16 protein-coding genes are annotated in these 22,587 nt (G+C 24.9%); 2 read left to right on the top strand and 14 right to left on the bottom strand.

The window, feature by feature from the left end:
• Positions 1-74 precede the first annotated feature (74 nt).
• On the bottom strand, positions 75-713 hold the full coding sequence (locus tag SAPIS_RS02570) for a hypothetical protein (RefSeq protein ID WP_023789332.1): 639 nt from the start codon (positions 711-713) through the stop codon (positions 75-77).
• Positions 714-1,399: 686 nt separating this feature from the next.
• On the opposite strand from SAPIS_RS02570, the gene SAPIS_RS05180 reads away from it, so the two are divergent.
• Together SAPIS_RS05180 and SAPIS_RS02565 are read left to right on the top strand one after the other, a co-directional pair.
• Entirely contained in the window at positions 1,400-1,861 is a 462-nt protein-coding gene (locus SAPIS_RS05180; protein ID WP_023789330.1) for a hypothetical protein, read from the top strand.
• 218 nt (positions 1,862-2,079) lie between these two features.
• Positions 2,080-2,427, top strand: coding sequence for a hypothetical protein (locus SAPIS_RS02565; protein WP_023789328.1), 348 nt, complete (start codon positions 2,080-2,082; stop codon positions 2,425-2,427).
• 407 nt (positions 2,428-2,834) lie between these two features.
• Here SAPIS_RS02565 and SAPIS_RS02560 read toward each other — a convergent pair whose 3' ends face one another.
• The 13 genes from SAPIS_RS02560 to SAPIS_RS02500 form a co-directional block, all read right to left on the bottom strand.
• On the bottom strand, positions 2,835-4,370 hold the full coding sequence (locus tag SAPIS_RS02560) for a DUF262 domain-containing protein (RefSeq protein WP_023789326.1): 1,536 nt from the start codon (positions 4,368-4,370) through the stop codon (positions 2,835-2,837).
• Between the two features lies 1 nt (position 4,371).
• On the bottom strand, positions 4,372-5,262 hold the full coding sequence (locus SAPIS_RS02555; protein ID WP_023789324.1) for a hypothetical protein: 891 nt from the start codon (positions 5,260-5,262) through the stop codon (positions 4,372-4,374).
• Positions 5,238-6,677 (bottom strand): phosphoadenosine phosphosulfate reductase domain-containing protein, encoded by a 1,440-nt coding sequence (locus SAPIS_RS02550; protein ID WP_023789322.1) that lies wholly within the window; start codon positions 6,675-6,677, stop codon positions 5,238-5,240. Before SAPIS_RS02550 ends, SAPIS_RS02555 begins: the two co-directional genes overlap by 25 nt.
• Positions 6,661-7,584, bottom strand: coding sequence for a hypothetical protein (locus tag SAPIS_RS02545; RefSeq protein WP_023789320.1), 924 nt, complete (start codon positions 7,582-7,584; stop codon positions 6,661-6,663). Before SAPIS_RS02545 ends, SAPIS_RS02550 begins: the two co-directional genes overlap by 17 nt.
• Complete coding sequence (locus SAPIS_RS02540; protein WP_023789319.1) at positions 7,585-9,081, bottom strand: Z1 domain-containing protein; 1,497 nt, start codon at positions 9,079-9,081, stop codon at positions 7,585-7,587.
• Positions 9,082-9,084: 3 nt separating this feature from the next.
• Positions 9,085-10,854 (bottom strand): ATP-binding protein, encoded by a 1,770-nt coding sequence (locus SAPIS_RS02535; protein ID WP_023789317.1) that lies wholly within the window; start codon positions 10,852-10,854, stop codon positions 9,085-9,087.
• Between the two features lie 1,009 nt (positions 10,855-11,863).
• Positions 11,864-12,787, bottom strand: coding sequence for a carbohydrate kinase family protein (locus tag SAPIS_RS02530; RefSeq protein WP_023789315.1), 924 nt, complete (start codon positions 12,785-12,787; stop codon positions 11,864-11,866).
• 3 nt (positions 12,788-12,790) lie between these two features.
• Positions 12,791-14,239 (bottom strand): glycoside hydrolase family 32 protein, encoded by a 1,449-nt coding sequence (locus SAPIS_RS02525; protein WP_023789313.1) that lies wholly within the window; start codon positions 14,237-14,239, stop codon positions 12,791-12,793.
• Positions 14,240-14,256: 17 nt separating this feature from the next.
• Positions 14,257-16,158 (bottom strand): PTS transporter subunit EIIC, encoded by a 1,902-nt coding sequence (locus SAPIS_RS02520; protein ID WP_023789311.1) that lies wholly within the window; start codon positions 16,156-16,158, stop codon positions 14,257-14,259.
• Between the two features lie 16 nt (positions 16,159-16,174).
• Complete coding sequence (locus SAPIS_RS02515; RefSeq protein WP_023789309.1) at positions 16,175-16,873, bottom strand: GntR family transcriptional regulator; 699 nt, start codon at positions 16,871-16,873, stop codon at positions 16,175-16,177.
• A gap of 202 nt (positions 16,874-17,075) precedes the next feature.
• Positions 17,076-18,425 carry a DUF2130 domain-containing protein gene (locus SAPIS_RS02510; RefSeq protein ID WP_023789307.1) on the bottom strand — a complete coding sequence of 450 codons (1,350 nt, stop codon included), beginning with the start codon at positions 18,423-18,425 and terminating at the stop codon, positions 17,076-17,078.
• Positions 18,426-19,136: 711 nt separating this feature from the next.
• Positions 19,137-20,963 (bottom strand): hypothetical protein, encoded by a 1,827-nt coding sequence (locus SAPIS_RS02505; RefSeq protein WP_041612592.1) that lies wholly within the window; start codon positions 20,961-20,963, stop codon positions 19,137-19,139.
• A gap of 395 nt (positions 20,964-21,358) precedes the next feature.
• Positions 21,359-22,444 (bottom strand): hypothetical protein, encoded by a 1,086-nt coding sequence (locus SAPIS_RS02500; RefSeq protein ID WP_041612590.1) that lies wholly within the window; start codon positions 22,442-22,444, stop codon positions 21,359-21,361.
• Between the last annotated feature and the right edge of the window lie 143 nt (positions 22,445-22,587).

The raw sequence follows: 22,587 nt of genomic DNA, 5'->3' as shown, positions 1-22,587 counted from the left end.
TTGTAACAAATAATATTATTTTTTTTATACAATTTAGACCTTCAAAAAAACCTTCTTTTAAGAAGGTTTTCACATTAAGATATAGTTATTGTTTTTTTATACATTAAGGTTGATTCACCTTTAAGTTTTTCTTTAACGTTGTTTTGTGACGGATTTTCCTCTGGTAATTTTGCATCTAATTTAAAGTTGTAAATAAAAGTTGTAAATTCTGAGCTATCTTTTACTCCCTTGATAGTCATAAAATAATAATCAACAGTTACTCTTTTTTCTGTTTTATTTACAACTTGCTTATTTTTAAAGTCATTTAATTCATTAAAAATTTCTTTCATGTAATTTGGAAATGAATCTTCTATTCTTGAATCTTCATTTGATTCTTCATTATTTATTGCGGTTGTTTTATCTACAGTAAAATAGACTGCTGATCCTTCATAGTTACCAAAATCTACTTCATCTGATTCATTCTTTTCATCAAGATAATCCCTTTGTAATTTATTTTGTTCAACTAATAATCCTCTTCCCTCAGAATCATTACCGATTTTAGTTTTATTTTCTAAAACTTCAACAAAGCTTTTGTCATTTTTTCCTTCTTTGTAAGTTAATGTTTTTACTTCATCTGAAGGTTTTGCTTTTGAACAAGAAACAACATTAGAAAATAATGTTCCTGTTGATGATACTAAGCCAATAGCGGCCATTAAACTCATTAATTTTTTCATTTTCTATTCACCTCAAAAAAAATATAACAAATAATAAGTGTTATTACAATACACATTATAAGTTTTTTTAAAGTTTCACTCTTTATTTAGACAAAATTATTAGAAATTTGTTTTAGATAATACCAGTAATTACACTAACTCTCATAAAAACAAAAAAAACTCTACTTATATTTCTTTTGAAAATAACATAATTTATTTTTTATTGATAAAAATATTAGTTTGTTACTTATAAACTTAGAAAAAATCAAAGCAGCATATAGACTAAACAAGTTAAAAGTATATAATCGATAACTCCAATTTGTTTATTTGTGTATGATAATCTTTCTCTAGTTTCTCTTCTTAAAAATTTATGTTTTTTATAAACTAAACAAAGCTGCAGAAACTGTTAATCCTATTGAACTTAATAAAAGTATTCCAAACTTAATATTCATTTTTTAATCACCATTTCTTTATTAATTAACAGTTGTTGAATATTTTTATATTAACAATATTTTGGAGAAAGATAATTTTATATAATAAAAGCATTTTTACAAATATTAAGTTACTACAACTAATTATTTTGAATGCATCAAATTAAAAAAAATTATTAGATATACTGGTAGTAAGAAATTTAAGGAGGATTCTTAGTATTAATATAATTAGGAAATTATAATCTTATGTAATATAATAAGTTTTTAGGGGGCTTTATGAGTAAAGAAAATAATTACATAAAAGAAAAGCGAAAAAAAGCGAAACTAGAACATAATCAATATGTGCAAGATAAAATAAGTCAAGTCCTAGATAATCCTATGGAAAAACAATTATCTTTTAGGAATTCTAAAAGATTAAGATATTATGATTACATTATAATTATTTTGGCTTGTTTGTTTGCTATTGGTATATCTTTTTTAATTTCAATATATTTACTAAAGAATATATCTCGAACAGAGTGAGTAACAGCAGCTTTTACAGTTTTTTCTATAATCGGTGGTCTCGTAACAAGTTGATTAAAGAACAATTATGTAGCAAATTACTATAATGATAAACGTAAGAGATATCAAACAACTCTTTCTGATGAAGAAGGAACTATGAGAAGAATAGCAAAAATTTTTCTCATAACTGGTGCAATCTTATTAATAGTAAGCATCGTTTTTATATTTGTGCTTTAAATAAACACTCTCATGCATATAGTATGGGAGTATTTTATTTAGAATCACTTTTCTTACTTAAATAATTTAAGACCAAAGTTACTCACCTTCATTTTGCAACTCAATGTCTTTATAAAAGATAACATTATTTAATAATAGATAGCTCAAATCGTTGCTTTTAACCTTTTTTTTAGTATCATAAACTGCGACTCAATGTCAAATAGAAAGGTAATAAAAAGATGAACGGATTAGCCAAAGGTGGAATAATATCATCAATTATAGGAGCTAGCATTTGTTGTCTTGTTGGTATTCTATTACTTGTACAAGGATCAACAATTGCTAAAACATTTAAATTTATGAGTGCAACATTATTAGTTATGGTCAGTGTTTTTTTAATACTTGGTCCTCTACTTGTAATTATATTTGGTGGGTTGGCATTATCAAAAAAATCAAATACATTCAAAATTATTTGTGGTATTTTATCTTTAATATGTGTAACATTTGCATGATCAGCTTATTACGTACCATTAATTTTATTTCTTGTTGGTGGAACTCTAACACTATGTGGAAAAGTTAAAAACGCATAATAATAAAACTATAATTATATATAAAAAGAATTTCTTAAATAGAAATTCTTTTTATATATCCCTTTAAAGTTCACTGACTATTTTTTTTATTAAAATAAATAGTTTTAAAGCAAATATCTTGTATTGAATTATCCAATACACAAAATAAATACGTAATCATAATCTGCTTAAACTAAATTATTTCTTTAAAACTAGATGGTGCTCAATTAATTAACTTTATTATTTTATTTCTTAAATAATTACTTCAAAGTTATTTTGATAGATGACGATACACTAAATTTTATAAAATTTTGGCTTATTGTATTATCAAGATAATATATTACATAAATTAACAACTGAATCTGTTAGATTTTTTATAGTTATGATTAAGATAAGTTATCTTATCTAATCAATCATCTTTATAAACTTTAAATATTATATTTTTTTCTTAATTTTAAATATTCATCTAAATATTGAATAACTTTTTGATAAGATTTAGCATTTTTTCAGATTTCAAAATTTCCATTTTCAAACTCATTAGCTTTACTTAACAATTCTTCGTCCAAAAGACTCTTTAAAAAGGACCTTGATTCTGTTAGGTTAGATGAATCTTTGATTAATGTTTGAAAAAAAATATAAAAGCTTAGATTTCTAGGATTCAATTGCTCAGTTTTTTTCCCATGCTCAAGTTCAAATTTATTATCAACAAATCATTTTAATCTTCTTGAATATAAATATATAAACAATAAGTCATACAATTCGATTATTGATTCCTCAATAAATAGTTTTTTTCCTCTTTTTATTTCAATTCAAGAAATTAGAGAGTTATACTTTACAATTTCAATATCTACTAATTTTTTAACAAGTTGATTTTGATGTAAGACTGATAAAGTTATGTATTTAATCATATATGTCTTCATATCAGACATAATTTTTTTTAGAAGCAAAACATTTTTATCTGAGTTACGCTCCACTTTTACTATTTCAAATATTTTTGTGAAAAGTTTAACATAACCTACAAATAACTCTTTTTCTTTTCCTATAACATCTTCTAAATTTTTATAAGAATCTAAATAATTTCTTGCTTCTATAAAGAAAAAGCAAGATGCGGCGTTCATTATATGTTTATATCTTGTATCAGTGCTTTTGATGTCGGATAAAAATTCTTTAAATAAAGGTTCTTCTATTTGTTCTTCGTAATATTTAGCTATAGTTAGTGCTTTTTTATTACCACTATATTCATCTTGTAGTTCTAAATTGTCAATTGAGAACAAAAAACTTTTTAAAAGAGTACTGAAAGCCAACTGTCTTCCTCTACTATTTAATTTCATAAATAAATCTATTTTAACCTCTTCATCATTTTCTAAATATGGTCAAAAATAAATATCATTTAATAAAAAGTTATAAAACAAATTTTTATCCTCAAGATTTTCAAATTTGTTATTTATTCATTTTTTTGCTTCCAAATAATTAGCACTTAACTCTTTAAATGTAGAGTCATTATTCATGTAATTTTCATCAACATTCGACTTTTCATATAAATGATTATCAAAAAATTGCTTATAAGATAATTCCAAATGTGAAACTTCTGAGTAACTAGTTATAATTCTTTGTATACTTCTATCAAACAAAGAATGACGGTGCAAATCTTTTCTAATTAAGCTTTTAATAGCTTCTAAAATAATTAAAAATGTAGTAAATCTTTGTTGACCATCAATTATTTCTAACTTATTAGACTCGTAACTTTGATAGAAATAAAAGACCCCCAAGGAAGAAAAACCTTTTTTATCTTTATTTTTATATGCTTTATATAAGTCTTCGAGCAACTCATCTAGTTGTCCTTTGTTTCAAACATAACCTCTTTGAAATTCTGGAATTATAAAAATATAATCAAATTCTTCTTTTATATTGTTTTTTTCATCAATTCCAATTAATTGAGTGAAATTAATTTTTTCTGCTATCATTTTAATTCTCCTTTTTATATCAATACTTTCTTTGAACTTTAACCCAATTAGGAAAATAAAATTCATCTAAATAATCAATAAATTCTAATTCAAATTGATCATTAACAGTTTGAGAAGATAAGTACAAAGGATATTTTGTCAAAAAGTATCCTTTGTCTTCAATGATCTTTGAAAGTTTTATTTTAATTTTTTTTAAATCATCAACATCTCTTATGAAGTAAACATTATTTTTTAACAAAAATAACAGTTCATTTAAATTTATAACATCGAAAACTTTAAATAATTTTTTAAATAAGAAATCATAAAAGTCTATAAGTGATTCTAAATAGATTAAAATATCTAAGTTGATTTTTACTTTTTTAACATCTTTGTACTCAAAATTTATAAAAAAATTTGAGTGTTTAGATATCAGAACTACTTTTTCATTTTTTGTTTTAACTTGCTTTTGCTCATTATTAAAAATATTTCTTTTAATTTTTGTTTGAAATAAACCAGCTGTTTTTTCATTTTCTTTTGGTTTATTTGATTGGTATTCAAACTTTTCCAAAACTGGAGTGTTTTCATTATTTTTATTTACCGTATTTTCTATTTTTGCAAATAAATTTTGAGGTTTTACTATTTTGAATAAAGATTCTTCTTCATTTTGAGACTTCCCTGAAGTAAAGTCACTAAGTTCCTGCTTTAATTTACTTATTTTGAACTCTGTTATAAGTTCGCTTGTAGAAAACATGTTTTTTTCAATTATAATTTCTTTAACTATGTCAATTTTTTGTTTTTCATATATTCCTTCGGTTTTTAAAAAATATATTAAATCCTTTTTTGATATCTTAAATCCAAAGGAGAAATTGTGTGTCTTAAAAAAAGATACTATATCTTCAAAGTTTTTTCTCATAGATTCTCAACCTCTTTAATTAACGGATTGATTTCAATAAATTTCTCATCAGATATCGCTTTTGAGTTTACTCTTAACATCTCTATAATAACTTTAAACTCATTATTACTTATTATATCTATATTTGCATCCTCAGTGCCTGCTCTAATTTTTTTATCTTTCATAAAGTGTTTCAAGTTTATTAACCTTTTTAATAAATTTACTCTATAGGTTAATGTGTAAGGGCCGGGAGCTAAAATAAAAAACTCGTTATTTTTTTTTACTACAATATTCGAGGCCGCACCCAAGGACTCATTATAAAGGATTTGCTTTGGAATATCATTGATTTTACTTTCATTTAATAAATTGTACCCATCTTTCACCAAACCATTTTCAATGATAACTTCTTTTATTCTTGACTTTTGCTTTTCAGGTCGGTAAAAAATTTTATTAATTTCATCATACTTAAGCTTTTGTAAACCTCTAATCCCTAATATATATTTCCCGTTACTTCTCCTTATATGTTTTCCAAGATATCGATTAATTAAAAGATCTCTTTCAAATAATAACATCTTTCTAAATTCGACTACAGGTTTAAAATCTAGGATTCCATTTTCAAACATGTTATCAATTCAAATATTATTTGATAAAGGACAAATTCAGCAACCTCATCTTGAATTGCCGCAAGTATCTGACTTACCCGCAATTAAACGCATTTCATTTGAAGTGGGACACTCCTTAGAAGAATCTTGATACATTTGAAATAATATTTTAAAATTTGATTTTCAAAAACTATGCTCGACACTTACCAAGTAATCTCACAAGTTTTCTATTTCGAACTCTTGTATTGGGGCAAATATTACATTTCTTTGTTCCTCAAAATTTTTAAAAAGGTAAGATTCATTTTCTACAATTGATTCATTCATCTTCTTTTTTCTTGAACTTGATTCATTTTTTCTAAGTCCAAGAACATTTATTATGTTAGTATACTCATTTTGTATCTCAAAAGATGCAAGTTCCATAGGTTTTATTTTTAAGTGACGTGTACATCACCTGAATCTATTTAATGGCAGTGGGTAACCCCTTCCAATCACTAGTGTTCAAAATGATTCATTTACTGATGGCTTTGCTCTGATAAACTTGATTTTCAGATACTCAAGGTTATTTGAATTTATATAATCTTCTAATTCATCAATTCTTTTAACAACAAAAGGGTTTTCAATCAAAGTATCTGATGAAATTATGAATGTTGGTTTCGTAATTAATTTCGGATTATCCCTATATAATTCATCTAATGACCTTAATACTATATCTAAAGTTAAAGTGGAGTCCTTTCCACCAGAAAAACCTAACAAGAAAGGAGCGTCATTTAACCGATATACTCTTTTAACCTCATTTTTTGCTTTTTCATATAATTCTTTAGTAATTTCTTTCATTTATAGCACCTATTTTATTCTTTAAATCTTCAAAGCTTGACGTTTTTATTCCGGATAAATTTATCGTAAGCTGAATTTTTTCTATATGATTTCAATTATTTTCATCATTCAACAAGTTCAAAATAGATATTTCATTTTGTATAACATTTTCCAAATATAAAAAGTAGAGAATGTTCTCATGATCGAACTTGACTTCTTCACAAAATATATCTTCTAAAATATTATTTCTTAATGAATTTAGGTAACTTTTAAATTCATAATTAATATTTTTTATCAAGAGAATCTCATCAACCAAATCTATCAACCTTATTCCATTTTCATCTTCTTTAATTTTTACAACTCCAAAAAAAGTAGCGTCAGGTTTATATGTTAATTGTTTGATATTAAGTTTTATTGATAATGACTCTGTTGCTATTGTTTTTACCTCTAAATACTTTTCATTGAAGAGAATATAAAAATCAAACAATGAGTTCTCTTTTATAAAAAATGAATTAGTTAAATCAATGTTATGAGTCAAACAATTTTTAACAAAAAGCAACTCCCCTATTTTTCCTAGCACTTTTTCTTTAGTGTATCCCAACACTTTTCCAAAAGTTTTTTGAATGTATTTTATACAATCTTTAATTGAGTTTATTCCGTCATTTTCCAAGCAGTCGTTAATATAATTGAAAATTCTTTTTACATCTTGTTCATTCATCTCGTTTATATTAAAAACTAGTAATTCCTCAAAATTAGACAAATCATCAGGGTCTTGCACTGATGGGTAATATATAAATTTAGCATACCCACTTAATTTAGAGTTTTTATTTTGAAAAGTAGGTTTTGATATTCTATAAGAAATTCCATTTTTCAGATTTTCTAAAATTAAGTTGGTACTATGTTTTTCATTCCTCATTAAAATTTTCATTTATCATATCTCCAAACTTTTAAAATTATCTTCATATCTTTGAAGAACTTGGTAAATTGTTAAGACATTCTCAATTACTCACTTTTCCCCAAATAAATTAACTATTTTATTTTGTATAAATTCAGCTTCATCAAAAGCTTCTTGTATTTCTTCACTCATAATTATTCTTATATAGTGTTTCGAAGACCTTCTATAACCAAATCAACGAGCTCTTTGAAGAAGTACATCAATTTTATTTTTTGTTTTAGGTCCATTTATCATAACCTCTGTCGTTAAGTTTTCAAATGTAAACCCCCGAGAAATCATAACACCACCTATAACTACACAATTTTCTACGCCAGACTCATAAGTGTTTTTAATATAATCATTTTGTTCTTCTGAATTTAAAATATAAATTTTAAAAATATCACAAAAGTTTTTTATAACTTCAATTATTGATTCAACTATCTCTTCATTTCTAGAATATTTTAAGCTTATGCATATTTCTGAAATTCGTTTTTTTAATTTATTTTTATTGAATATAATGTCTTGTTGTCAGCCATCTATAATTATGAGTATATTTCTTCTAATTTCTTCGTGTTTGTTATTTTCTAGATCAATGTTTACTAACATCTCCGATTTCATTTTATCTTTTCTTGCTATGTAAGAAAATATCAAATTTACTAGACCTTTACTCAATGAGTCATCATAATTTTCCGATCCTTTATTATTTTTTGTTATAACATAAATTGAATTTTTATGTTTGTTAAACCAATTAATTCCAGTATAACTATCATGATTTATATTTAATAAGATTGCATAATCAGGAAATAAGTTACCGCTCTTTTTTGGGTTGAAATTAGAATACGGTGTAGCCGTGACACCTAAATAGACTGTTTTATTATAGTTTAGAGAACTAATAATATTCTCTAAGTAACTCTTTATAGATGAGTTCTTAGTTTTTGTGGAAATAGAATAGTAATCACATTCATCGTCGATCAATAATAATTTTTTGCCACTTAATAAAGATTTTCTTAATGTAGTAAAAAATTTTGATACATGCGAAGAATGTTTTAATACAAGAGATATAACTTTTTTGTCATTTTTACTTCAGTTATTTATTAAGAAATCCTCTTCTCCTTTATTTTCAGATGAATCATAAAAAATAATTTCTCCATTATACAAGGTACCTGAGTTTTCTCTTGCATAACGTTCAAGCGTTTGCCCTGCAAGGTTTTTATTTGTACCAGATAATCAAATTACATGATCAAACAGATTATCATCCAAAACTTTTTTTACAAGCGTAATTAAATTTCTAGTTTTACCCGATTGTACTTCACCAATCAAAGTTACTTTTATATTTTTTTCCTTTTTAGAAATAACATCAATTATATTTTTTGTATTAAATTCAGCGTTCTCGATTTCATTTAAATTGAGCATTTTTTTCGTTAGATTTACTGTTTGACTATGGGTATTTGAATATTTTTTTAACAATTCATTGTAACTCATTTTTATCATTATCTACACCTTATTTTCTAATATTTTTTTAATAAGTTGGTCTCTAAAGTCTTTATCTTGATTTTTATTATTTTCGCAATAATCTGTAAATGCCATTTTCGCAATAAAATCAATAAATTCCATGCTTTTGGTAAACGAGTAAGAGTTATAAAGTGTCTCATTTACACTAATTTTAATAACTTTTGTTTCCATGTTGAAATTTATATGATTATGATACAAAATATTTCCAATTTGAGTTGGAACTAATTTAATTTCCCATCCTAAATTGATAGAACTATTTATTAATTTTTGATTTGAACTTAATAAATTATTTTTTATACTTTGTTTTAACTCATTCTTCATGATAGTATTGTCAATAGTTTCTTTTTTAGATTGTAAATTATTTGCTTTTGAAGATTTTAAATGTTTTAAAAAACTTTCTTCCTTTTGTAAGGATTTCAATTGATTAGCAAAATGTAATAAGTCTTTCAATATTGTTGATGAAATATTGTTAAGGATGTTTTGAAATATTTCGTCATCAATCTTGAAAAATTGCTTATTATTTGTAAGAATATTTTTATCATAAAATTTTTTAACATAGTCATCAATAATTAATTCACCGATATATCTTTGGGTTGTAACTGTACCACCCCTCGATGATGTTTGTTCTTTAAAAGTTCTAGGTTTTATAAGGTTCATACCAGAATTTTTTATTATTGGACCATGTTCAAGGTATCTATGTGCTTGACTTATGCATAGTCCTTGTATTTCATAGTACTTATACATATTATGATAACGATTAAACTCTACTATACCAACAATTACTGGAAACTCCACATCTATATTTTTGTACTTAATAGTAAAAGTTTCCTCGAAAAAAAATTCTTTGTCTGATAAAATACAATTCATTAATCAATCTTTAATTTTTATATTTTCAACATCGTTAACTATGTTTTTGATTAAATAGCTATCATATTCTTCTCTAGTAATATTTAAATTTTTGTTTTCTGCAACAATGTAATCGAAGTACTTTCTAAATGAGTCAAATTTGGGTTTTGTAGATTCAATTAAAGAAGTATTTTCTTTCATTCCATCAAAGTTGTAACGCATTTTATTATCAAAATCTTCGTAGTAAATCCTTAACTTCAACCCCTTCTCTATATACTTAGAGTATCTTCATCCTAAAAATTTATATAATTTTTGTATATTTGACAACTCATATTTTTGTCCTTCAACATATAACTCATCAAAGATTATTTTTGTTCCAAAATTAATATTTTTGTAACTTTCACCCAAAAAACTGATATCAATGTTATCTATTTTATTACAAAAATATTGTGGTTTTTCATTTAAGTCTCTTTCTAATCAATTGGCTTTAATTTCTAAATTACTATTTTCTCCATTTTTTGAAAGTAAGGCAAACTTCTTCGCAGATCAAATTGCAGCATACTTAAGCCCTTGACCAAAAACATTAAAAAAAGGTTCTTTATAAACATCGTTTCTTTTACCATATGTCATTATTCTTTGTATATTTTCATCTGAATTATCAATACCACCACAATCATCTGTTATCGTAAGTTTGGTTTGTAGTGTACCCTTACTATCTTTATAACTTTTAAAATAAATTTCGATATTATTATCTAGTGAAATGTCATTTGAAGCAATATTGATTCCTAACGAACCTAAAGAATTATCAATTATCTCACTAATCATAATAAAAATATTTGAGTTTCCGTTTATGATATGACTCAAATCTGTTTCAATCTTCATTTCAAACTTTTTATAATTACTCATCAAATTAATAATAACCTTTTCTATTTACTCAAAAATAACAAACTTAAAAGTGAGTTTTATTAATTTTACCAAATTATTTTTGTATTATAAAAAAAATTATTCGGTTTTGATAAATTATAAATTATTTTAATGATTTCATTAACTATAGTAAATTAAGACTTATTATTATAGAATTACGGAATAAATAATTAATTTATCAATATGTATGATGTAATCTATACTATCGTTATATATTAGTCTAAACCAACGCATAATTTTCGTATCAACTAATAGGATTATTAAAAAATATGTAAAAAAAATACTTTTAAACAACTTTCATAAATTTAAAATAACAAATAAATCATTCTTAACTTTAATTGCTCATCTTTAAATACTTATTAATTAAAACAATCAAGCAATCTTAATGCCATATAAGAATGAACAAAGAAAATGGTAAATAAGAAAATGCCTTTATAGTTACTTTTTTCTGTAAAACAAAGTAACTTTTTTTAATAATATTGGAATAAAACTCTAATTTTTGATTATGATTAAATTCTATATAAAAAGTTTTTTTTACAAAAATATAGAGTAGTTGAAAAAATGCCTAATATAAAAGCATATAAGTTGGATACTATTTTGATTTTTAATAATTTTCATTAGAAAAAAAGAACCAACACATCAACTCAATTGATGAAAATCGCAAGAGCAGACATCATTAACGGTTTCCTCTTTGAAAGCCAATTCACATTCCGGTCCCCTAAACGTATTTTACATTCTCTTATTTTTGACATTTCCTTATCACTCCATTTTAATGATTCAAACAACATAGACAAGTATAATAAGTTTTAAATTCTGCTTTGGTCAAATGTTAAAAAAGTGTGCTTAAAATGTAATCAAACAAAAAAGGATGTATTTTCCATCCTTTTTTAATTTATTTACATTATCCTGCGCTTAGTCGTATACTTTTTTAAATGCTTTTTTCCTATTATTAATGCGAAGTAATATTAATTAAAATTACTCATTCATATGTCTATTTTTCTAGATAATCAAGGAATGTTAATGCCCCTAAATGTCTAACTGTTTGATTAGCAAATTTATTAGACTTCATAACTATTTCAAAAATCTTTTCCTTGCTTGAATCAGAATCTATATTTTCAGAAACAAATTCATTAATAAGACTTGAAACAAAAGCATCGCCAGCCCCTGTTGTATCAACCAATTCTTCACATTTGATTGTTGGCACATATAAAATCTCATTATTTCAACCACACATTGTATCTTTTGAGCCACGAGTTATACATATTAATGCCTTTTTATTATTTTCCATTAGTTTTTTTAAAGCTTTTTCTTCATCCTTGATACCTGTTAAAAGTTGCAACTCTTCGTCACTAAGTTTGATTAAATCCGCTTTCAATAAAAACTCGTTTGTGAACTTACAAAAATTATTAATATCTTCACTTGTCAACCATAGCTTATCTCTAAAATTAGGATCAAAACTGAATCTTATATTGTTTTCTTGAGCAAATCTAAATAAATCTCAATAAGATTTATTTAGATTACCTGGTAAAAAACCTGTGGCACTACCGAAATGAATGAAATCAATTTCTTTTAGTGATACATCTTCAATCAAGTCAAGATTAAATTCAGCATCACTATTTCTAATAAATTCAAAAAATCTTTCTTTATTTTCATCTAATGTAACTCTAGCTATAGTGGTTTGCAAATTTGAATCTTGTATAAAATTTGTTTTAACATCAAATTTTTTTAAGAAAGAATTAATTGTTTCTTTATGATCATCATTACCTAAAGAACCCATAAAATAACTTTCATTTGTTCCTAAAGCAGCAATAGAACATGCAACATTAAAACTTGCTCCCCCAACTTCTGCCTTGTCAATACCATCAGCAGAATAGACATCCATTAAGACTTCACCTATTGAAACTATTTTTTTCATATTTTATTCCTCTATTTCATTTTTAAAGATTATATTATTTCAAATGTATTTGTTTGAAATCAGCTGATACGCTTCAAATTCTTTTAAATTTAATTTAATTTTACTATGATTTTTTATGAAAAATCTTAATGAAATTGCATACTGACCATTATTTATAAATAACTCTAAACAACTTCTATCGATCATTATTCTAATATCTTCGATGTTTAACTCACCAAAATTTATTTGCGAAGGTAAATTAGTTTCATCTATATAATCCATTTTTGATCTATCTATTGAAAAAACATTGTTTACATTTTTCAAAATTACATAGTTATTATCATTACCTATAGAGATTTCGAAGTCATTATTATTTATGTTTGTTGATAACAATTCCACAGTTCCATTATAATAATTTATTTCGTTATTGTTTGTTTCAATTTTATTAGAACGTAGTGCTTCTAATTCTTTTATTGGTAGTTGATGAATGACTCCGTTTTTCAAAAATAACTCTCTTGGAACTGTTAAATGATTACTTCAAGTCGTTAACTCATTAGGATATGGATTAGATTTTGAATTACCTAATCAACCCATCATGATTACACACTCATTTGTATTAGCAAATACTTGAGGTGCATAAAAATCATAACCTAAATCAATTTTTATTAGTTTAGATTTGTATTTGAAGTTTATTTCATCATCTAATTCTATCTCTCTATATTTTACAAAATGACTACCTTCATTTAAGGGAGCATCTTGTTCAAGGCAAGCAAAGATAAATTCCTTGCCTTCCAATTTGAAATAATTAGGGCATTCCAACATATATGAGTTTTGTTCATCACCAGAATCAATATTAATATCTTTAAATCATTCTCAAGTTGTTCCGTTGAAAACGTAAAGATTAAGAACACCTTCTTTTTGTTTAGTTTGTGCCCCATTTAGCATATATAGCTTTTCATTTTTCTCAAATACAACTGGATCTCTAAAATGACCAGTATATTTATCCAAATCACACTCGAATAATAATTCTTTTTTCACAATCTTTTCTTTTAAATCTATGAAAGCTTTTAATGTGTAACTTGTTCTATTAATATCATCAAACTTTATGTTTCCTGTATAGTATATTTCTATTTGTCCATCTGAATTAACTCTGGCACTTCCTGAAAATACACCATTTTTATCATACTTATTTGAAGGTATTAGTGTAAGACCTTCATAAACATAATTAATGAAATCCTTAGTTGTAAATAAAGCCCAAGATTTATTATGGTGTTCAATGCTAAAAGGACAATTTTGCATAAATACAAAATATTGTCCTTTGTAATAAACTAAACCGTTTGGATCATTTGTAGAACCACAATAGCCAGATAAATGGTATTGGTTATTATATCAGTCTTGTTCTTTTTTCATATGATATTCTTCAAACAAGTTTAAGTGATCTTCATTAATTAAACTATATTTTTCTCACTTCATTTTATATACCAACCATTCTATCTTTGACTTCTTTTACTTTCAAGCTTTTCTTTTTTGATTTTATCCAAGTGAGCTTGTCATTTTTGAGGGTCTTTTTTCAGATTTTTTAGTTCTTCTTTATTTTTAAGTTTTGCTTCTTTTTCTGCTTTTTCATTCATTTTTAGTACTTTAACTTCTTCAAGATAACTATCGTACTTTTGTTTCGCATTTTTTAGTTTTTCTTCTTGTGATTTATATTTTTTTAATTTACTTTCTGCTTTTTCTAATAATTTATCATGATTATCAACAGAAGTATCTTTTTTAATTCTCTTAAGATCTAATTCAGCATTAACAACTTTAGTTGAGAACACTTGCAATTGTTTTTCTGTAACTTTTTTTCCTGATTCTCAATAAAAGAAAATAGTTAGTGCAAATGCAGATGAAAAGGCAACAATATTAACTAAGATTATTAATAATAAATTCCTTACATTGTTTGAATATAATAGTAATCCAGGAAGTACTGTCACTCCCATTCCAGAACAAGTTACTTTTAGTAAACCTGCAACAAATCCACCAACAAATCCACCAACAGAAGCAAATATAAATGGTTTAATTTTAGGTAAGTTTACTCCAAAAATTGCGGGTTCAGTTATTCCAAAAACTGTCGAAACAGCTGATGAAATTGCTAGATTTTTTTCTTGCTTAGCTTTTGATTTCAAGGCTACTGCCATTGCAGCACCTCCTTGAGATATAATTGAAGCTGTTCAAATTGCATTAAAGATAGATCCTTGTGCAACTCCATTTTCAGGAATGCTTCCATCAATTACTAATTGCATTTCAAGTCCTTGTAAAACTTGATGACATCCTGTTATAACAATTGCTTGTAATAGTCCAGCAATTAAAGCAGTTCCAAATCCAAATGGAATATTTAAGATTGCTTTTGTACCAATTAGTACCCCTTTTTCTACTAACAATAGGATTGGTCCTAGTGCTAGTAATGCGACAGCAAGTGAAATTGCTATTGTTAAAAACGGTGTAAATATGATATTAACTGATTTAGGCATTCAAGTCTTTATTCATTTTTCTAAATAAGCGACTCCAATCCCAATAATTAAAGCTGGTAAAACAGATCCTTGATAACCTGTTATTGGAATAATTCATAAATATAGAGGTTTAACTGGAGTATCCATGATACCTAAACCAGTAGAAGCCATTCATTCTTTTTCTCAACCTTCACCATGTTTATTTTGGAAGGCACTTTGAGCATCTCAAGTAGCGATAGCTCCTTTATCAGGTAGTAACGGACTTATTAGCATCAAACCAATAATTATTCCTAATACAGGGTTACCCCCAAAACGTTTTACAGTTGATCAACATACTAAAACAGATAATGAACTAAAAGCTGTTTTAGTTACGATGTCAATGATTTTTCCAAATAATGAGCTTTTATCGTAATGAAAAATATTTTGAAATAAAGCCGCAAGTCCCATTGCTAACCCAGCAGCTACTATTGCGGGAATAATTGGTAGGAATATATCCCCTAAAGTTTTCATACTCATTTGTATTCAAGCAAACTTGCCCCCTTTGTTTCTTAAGGCTTCTTTGTTTGCTCTTGCTTTCATTTTGAATTCTTCAAAGTCAGTATTTTTATTAGTTTTTGAAGCATTATTGCTTTCAATAGTTGTTTCTAGAAGTTTTTTAACTTCTGCATAGGCAGCCTCTACAACACCTGTACCTAATATAATTTGTAATTGATTTTGACTTCAATTAATTCCTTTTGTAATTGGTGAGCTTTTGATTGCATCTATGTTTACTTTTTCTTTATCGTAAACATTAAATCGCAACCTAGTGACACAATGTAGGTATGTATCAATATTTTCTTTTCCACCAACTGCATCAAGAAATCTTTTTGCTTCATCAGCATAATTAATTTTTGCCATTGTTTATTAACCTTTCTTATTTTCTCCACTCAATAAAGTTTCATTCAAAAAAACTTGGTTGATAATAACTTTTTCTGAACTCTAATAGTTCACCAAAAATATCGTAAACTCTTCCTTCATCTAATATCAAACCGTTATTTATCTCATCTTTTAAAGCGAATTCTTGTTTCAAAGATTCACTATCAGTTATAAATGAAATTTTCTTAGAAGAGTGGCTCAATATCGATTTTGATTTATTTTCAATAAAATAAATCAAACCATGGTTGTTTAAGTCATCTAATGTTAGATTTTTAAATTTTTCCTTAGCTAAATAACTTTCTTGAAACAAGATTAATTCATTTTCTAATGTAAATCTAACACACTTATATTTGATAATTCTTTGGCCCACTTGATAACCAGTAAGTTTCGAGATTTCTTGATCACAAACTACTTCAATAAAATCTTTGTAAATATTTTTAGATCTTGGGAATAATTCTCGAAAGCTAAATAAAAGATTATTTGCAACTTTATCTTGGACAATAAAACCTTTACCATTGACAGCTTTTACTATTTGTAATTCTATTAGTTTATTAAAAGCCATTCTTATAGGTTGTTCAGAGTATTGAAACTTAGTTTTTAACATATTTTGACTAGGTAATGATTCTCCAGGTAAGACTTTATTTTCTCTTATCAAATACATTAAATAGTCAAATACTATTTCTCATTTTTTGTCCATTATACGTTTCCTTTATTGAAATTATACAATGATTATCAATAGTTTAGTGTTAATCAATCATTTTATCTAAATATATAATTTATTTTGTGAATTGATACATAATGATTATTTAATAAATACATCAATAGAGAAACACCTATAATCATAAGTTTTGTAAAATAAGGTCAAAAAAAGAAACCTTAGTGAATTAAGGTTTCTTTATTTAAAAAGTGAAACTTTCTATAAAATTAATTATTAATTCTTGGAATTTTTTAATAATTATCTCTCGATTTTTGGTAATATCAGCAACTTTATTTATAATTTTTACTTCATCAGCTTCAATATTATTGATACTTTTTTGGAATACTGTCTTAAATAAATCAAAAGATGATGTCTTTCATTTAATAAAATCATTCATAACATCGCTCGAAGCACCTTGATTTTTTAAGTTATTTTCCATAATGATGATTCTTCTAATCATTCCCATAACAAAAGCAAAACTTTCTGGATCTGCTATAAAAATATTTTTATTTTTATCTGATACTAAAAATGGTATTTTGAATTTGTCGACAACCGAAGTTGCCACTAATATAGCATAAGAACCAGATTCCTTAGCCATGTCTTCAGCCAATTTAGTCTCTCAGCTTTCTTTTCACTCTCCATTTTTACACTCAAAAACAATTCTTCCTATTTCTTCATTATCTACTTTAACAATTTGAAGGTAATCAGCTTTATTACCTACTCTTGTTATTTTTTTGATTTCATCATTCGAAATTGCAGCTAACTTTCTTAATTCCGTTTCAACTTCTAATTCTCAATTTTCGCCTTTTATTTTATTATTTAAAATTCTATTTGTGGCATTTGCTAATTTTAATTCATTGATTATTTTATCTTTCTCTTCCAATAATTCGGCATTCATTTTTAATAGTTCTTGCTCTTTTAAAATTAACTCAGTTTTTAAAGAGTTTTTTAAGTTATTAACCTCTTCTGTTAATGAACCAATCTTATTGTTTTTACTTAACTCAACTTCCATAACTTTTGATTTTCAAATATTATCTACTTGTTCTTTGTAAGATTGGAATTCTAATGTTTTTGTGTTTAACTCATTTTTAAGATTACTATTTTTTTCTTTAACTTCTCCTAATAATTTTGAGTATGTGTTAATTATTTCTATCTCTTTTTGTTTTAAAGCTAATTCTCTATCTTTGTCACTAGAATCAAGAGCTTTTTCAAGTTCATTAATTTTTGTTAGATATTTATCAGATAATTCCTTTTCCTTATTTAAGATTGATTTCTCTTTTTCTAGTTGTAATCATTCGATTTGTTTTTCTAAATTGTTAATTTTATCTTTGTTTTCGCTTTTTATGTTTAATTCTTTTAACTCAACTTGTTTTCTTAATTCTTCTTGATAGTTGCTTTCAAGTTGTTTTTTTAATTCTTGATAATGTTTTTCTTCATACTTACTTATTATCGAGTTTTTGAACTCGTTAAATTCAGCAGTGTGTTTATCTAAATTTTCATCCGATATATTTACTATTTCTAAACAGTTCGGACATTTAAATTTGAATTCCATGTTTTATTCTCCTTCTATAAATTTTTCATCTTATTAACTTATATATTTTCTTATACTTAAACTTAATATATAAACTTTTCAATACGTTTTACATTATTTTAAATGTCTGATATTTATATGTGTGCTAATAATTTACTAAATCTAAAATGATATAAATTATCATTTTATAAGTATCTTTCTTCATCATGAACTAGTCACCGTCTTAGTATGTATATTTTATTTATTATAATTTTATAGTAACATAAAAGTGTTATCTATAATACTGATAAGTTAATTAGTTATTTAAATTATTCATAAAATTCGCAAAAGAGATTAAACAAGTTTTAGGTATTTTGTAAGCATACTTTGTCAAGTAATATAATTAATCTTAAAGAAAATTAAAATCCATAGCTTATAAACTTCTAATAATGTTTAAGAATAATAACCTATTTATAGATAAAATTTTAACCATCATGAAATACTTAAGCATTTTCTTATTTAAATTAAACTTAATTTGATCGTATTACATAAAAAGAATGTGTACAAGAAAATAGAACAAATTGTCATATTTCACTTATTTATAAAAACTATAATATTGATAATGTTAATTTCCATAAATTTACAATAAAAAAAATGCCTCAACTTTTATTTAGGCATTTTATAGACATATTATATAATTAATATTAAAAATGTTACTAATTCAACCTTCTCTTATTAAAATTATTAAATAGATTATTCAGAGGCTCGCTCGATAACAGTTAAATCTTTGTCAGAGATTCTTCAAATCCCATCAACAACAAAGTTAATATTAACAAAATCTAGAGCGAAATTCATTTCGACAGATTTTTCACCTTGATAGTAAATGATATTATTTACTAGACCTGTATCTTTGACTGCAAATGATATATTAAAAACCCTTTTAATAAATTTTCAATTATAAGTTGATTGATTTCCATTATATTTAAGTTTTGTTAAATACTCATGTTGATTTGGGAAATCTAAAGATAAAGATTTACTTATGTCTTCTTTTGTTTGGGCTCAACTAGGTTTTATGTAATCTCATAGATTATCCTTCATTCCAGCAGTTTTACCAGTAAATGCAGACATAGCTCTTTCATTTTTTGGTGTTGTTATACCAAAAACATTATGAAATGCTTGAATTCCGTTCATAGCATTGTAATAGACAGAAGATAATGTTTTTGAATTTTCAATTGTCTTATAATTCTCACCTTCTCAATTTTTATCATCTATATCAATTGCATAACCTGTTAAAATTTTAAATTCAGGTAATTCTTGAATATAATTACTTCCAATTTTAAATTGTAATCCTTTTAAATAAACATAACCTAACTTAGAAGTAGCTGATAAATCCTTGCTTTGTAGTTTTTCTTTTTCATCTTTATCAAAATAATCTAAATCATTAATGAATGTTTCCAAATCTTTTCTATAGTTCTTTAGCATTGATGTGGTTTCCTCTGATAAATACTTATACAAAGTTTCATCTTTGGTTGGACTTATGTTAGGTTCTGCATACTCACTTTTAAAAATAAAGTCAAATATATCTTTCCCATTAGTTTTTTCATCTTTTCATGCATATTCTTTTGGAGATTTATTTTGCAATTTAACTGTGTAATCTACTTTAGAGAAAGTATCAATACTTGAAGAAAATGATATGTTTAATTTTTTGATAAACTCATTATTTTCTGATGACTTTAAACTTGTTTTAATAAAGTTTAACAAGCTGCTTTTAAAATTATCATTATTGAAATAATTAGAAACGACTTTTTCATTATTAAAGAACTTATCATTTTTAGTATCTAAACCTAGTGAAACAGCATCTAATAACGAGTTTTTATTATTCTTATCAGAATCAATGAAATATTTATTTTTAAGTTCTTTTATTGTGGTTTCACCAAAATATTTTATAGCTTCATCATTAGTTAATGAATAAATAAAAGAGCTATCTATTTTGTGTTCTTCTGTAATTCCTTCTTTATCTTTATAATTTGTAATTAATGATAGATTAAGTTTAACATTAGAAGTAAATCCTTCTTTTTTATCATTAGAAACATTTTCGCTTTTATCATAATTTGTATGACTAATTTTAAGTGAATCTCAATTTATATCAAGCTTATCAAATATATTGTCAACACCGTCCAAAATTATATTGTACTTTGTGTCTTTTTTAATTTCGTTTAGTTTAGTTTTTATATTTTGAATAAATAATTTATTATTTATATCTAGTAAAAGATTTTTCTTATCTTCTTCATCTAAGGTACTTTCTTTATTTGAAAATTTTGTTATATTAGACTGATTTAAAAATTTATTACTTTTTTCATCTTTTGTAAGCTCAATAAGTTTCTCATTTGCTTTCATTAATTCATTTGTTACTATAGTATTAACTTCTTTTTTGAATTCTTCAATTATTTTTAAATAATCATTAACATCAACAGATTCATTTGGATTATTTGCAGTATTTTTTGTGCTGCAAGATAAAATTGTTAATGAGGGAATTGTTGCTAAAGAAATTGTTGCTAAAATGTTTAATAACTTTTTCATACTTATGTTTCCTTTCATAATTTCCTTTGTCATAGTAACAAAAAAAAAAAAAAAAAAAACAACTTTTGAAAGACAAAGTAAAAAGTTTAACAACTTATAAGTTAGTTACATTATCTTTAAAGGTAGGTTTTATAGGACTTATATTTAACAAGCAAAATAAAAAAAATATTTTTAAGTTGGACTTTTATATTAAAAAACTAACAAATGTTGAATATCATTTTCATTAAATAAAAAACCATTAATCAAATGGTTTTACAGAAAAAAGGTAAATTATCAGTTATGATAGTCGTCATTTGCAACATGTTTATTATTTTTTTTATCTTTTATATATACTAAAAAAATTATAAAAGTATTTATTGTGCTCAGGTTAGCATCGTGTAACCTGAGTAGACCAATTATTTTATGAATGTTAGTTTTTTTTGATCAAATATATTATATTTCAAAAATTGTAGTTTATTAAAGTTATAAACAAATTTTCTAAAAGTATCATAAAAATTTTGTATATTTTTAAATTCACACCCATAAGTTTTAAAAAACTTTTCTTTTACTCATCTATTTAAACTTTCGGTTGAGGCGTAATGTTTAAAACCTCTTTTAGACATAGAATGCACTATATTATTATTCTTATTTATATATTCAAATATTTTTTCACATGAGAAAGCTAAACCTTTGTTAGATTGTATTACTTTGTTTGATTTAGTGTTTACTGAATACTCATTTATTCTTTTAAAAACCTTTAACGAGCTGTTTGAATTCTCGTTTTTATCAAAGTTATATGCAACAATAGTTTTTAAATCACAGTCATAAGATATCATGCAATTTAATTTTGTTTTATAATAAAAATTATTTAATTCTATTTTTAGATTTGTACCATCAACTCCAACTACATTAGGAGTATTAAAATTCATTTCAATCAAATTATTTCTAACATAAGAGTTATGTTTTTTAGATTCATTGAAATAACTTGTTTTTTTGTAATTGTCCCTATTAAATGAGTTTTTAAATACCTCAGGTTTTTCTCTTTTGATTAGGTTAATCATTTTTTCAGAGACTCTTTTATTCTTATTAACAAAAATTCATTTCCTTATTAAAAGAGAACCTGTTTGTACATCATTATTTGCTTCTTTAAAATCTTTTACTAAGTCTACTGCATTTTCAAATCTTTCATTTTCAAAGCTATTAATAGTTGGAATCTTTAGCTTGAATTTGTATAACAAAATAGGATTTTCTAATTTTAATCTTGTTTTAAATTTCGAATATATATTTTTATGAACTTTAAAATAATTTATTAACCTATTGGTTCCCATACCATAATTAGCAACTAAATAATACATTTGAGAGCATGCATAATATTTATAAGCTTTTGTTGCCATTATCATTATCTTTTCCTTCTTGCTCATTTTCAATAAATTCATCAATATTGTTGCCGTGCAAGAAGGAATGGACTTTTCCAATATTTCTTTACTCGCTATTGCTAACATTTTTTCTTCTATCTCAAACTTTAAGTTTTTTTCTAATTATTTTATTCGGTCCTTAAGTATTTTATTTTCCTTATTTTTTTTAAGTTCCTTAGAAATAAAATCTTTTTTTTAACTTTTGACTCATCAATTTAACCTCGTTGCAA

This window comes from Spiroplasma apis B31, assembly GCF_000500935.1.
Taxonomy (GTDB): domain Bacteria; phylum Bacillota_I; class Bacilli_A; order Mycoplasmatales; family Mycoplasmataceae; genus Spiroplasma_A; species Spiroplasma_A apis.
Note: the sequence above shows the minus strand (reverse complement) of the source record. Positions and strands in the feature narration are given on the sequence as shown.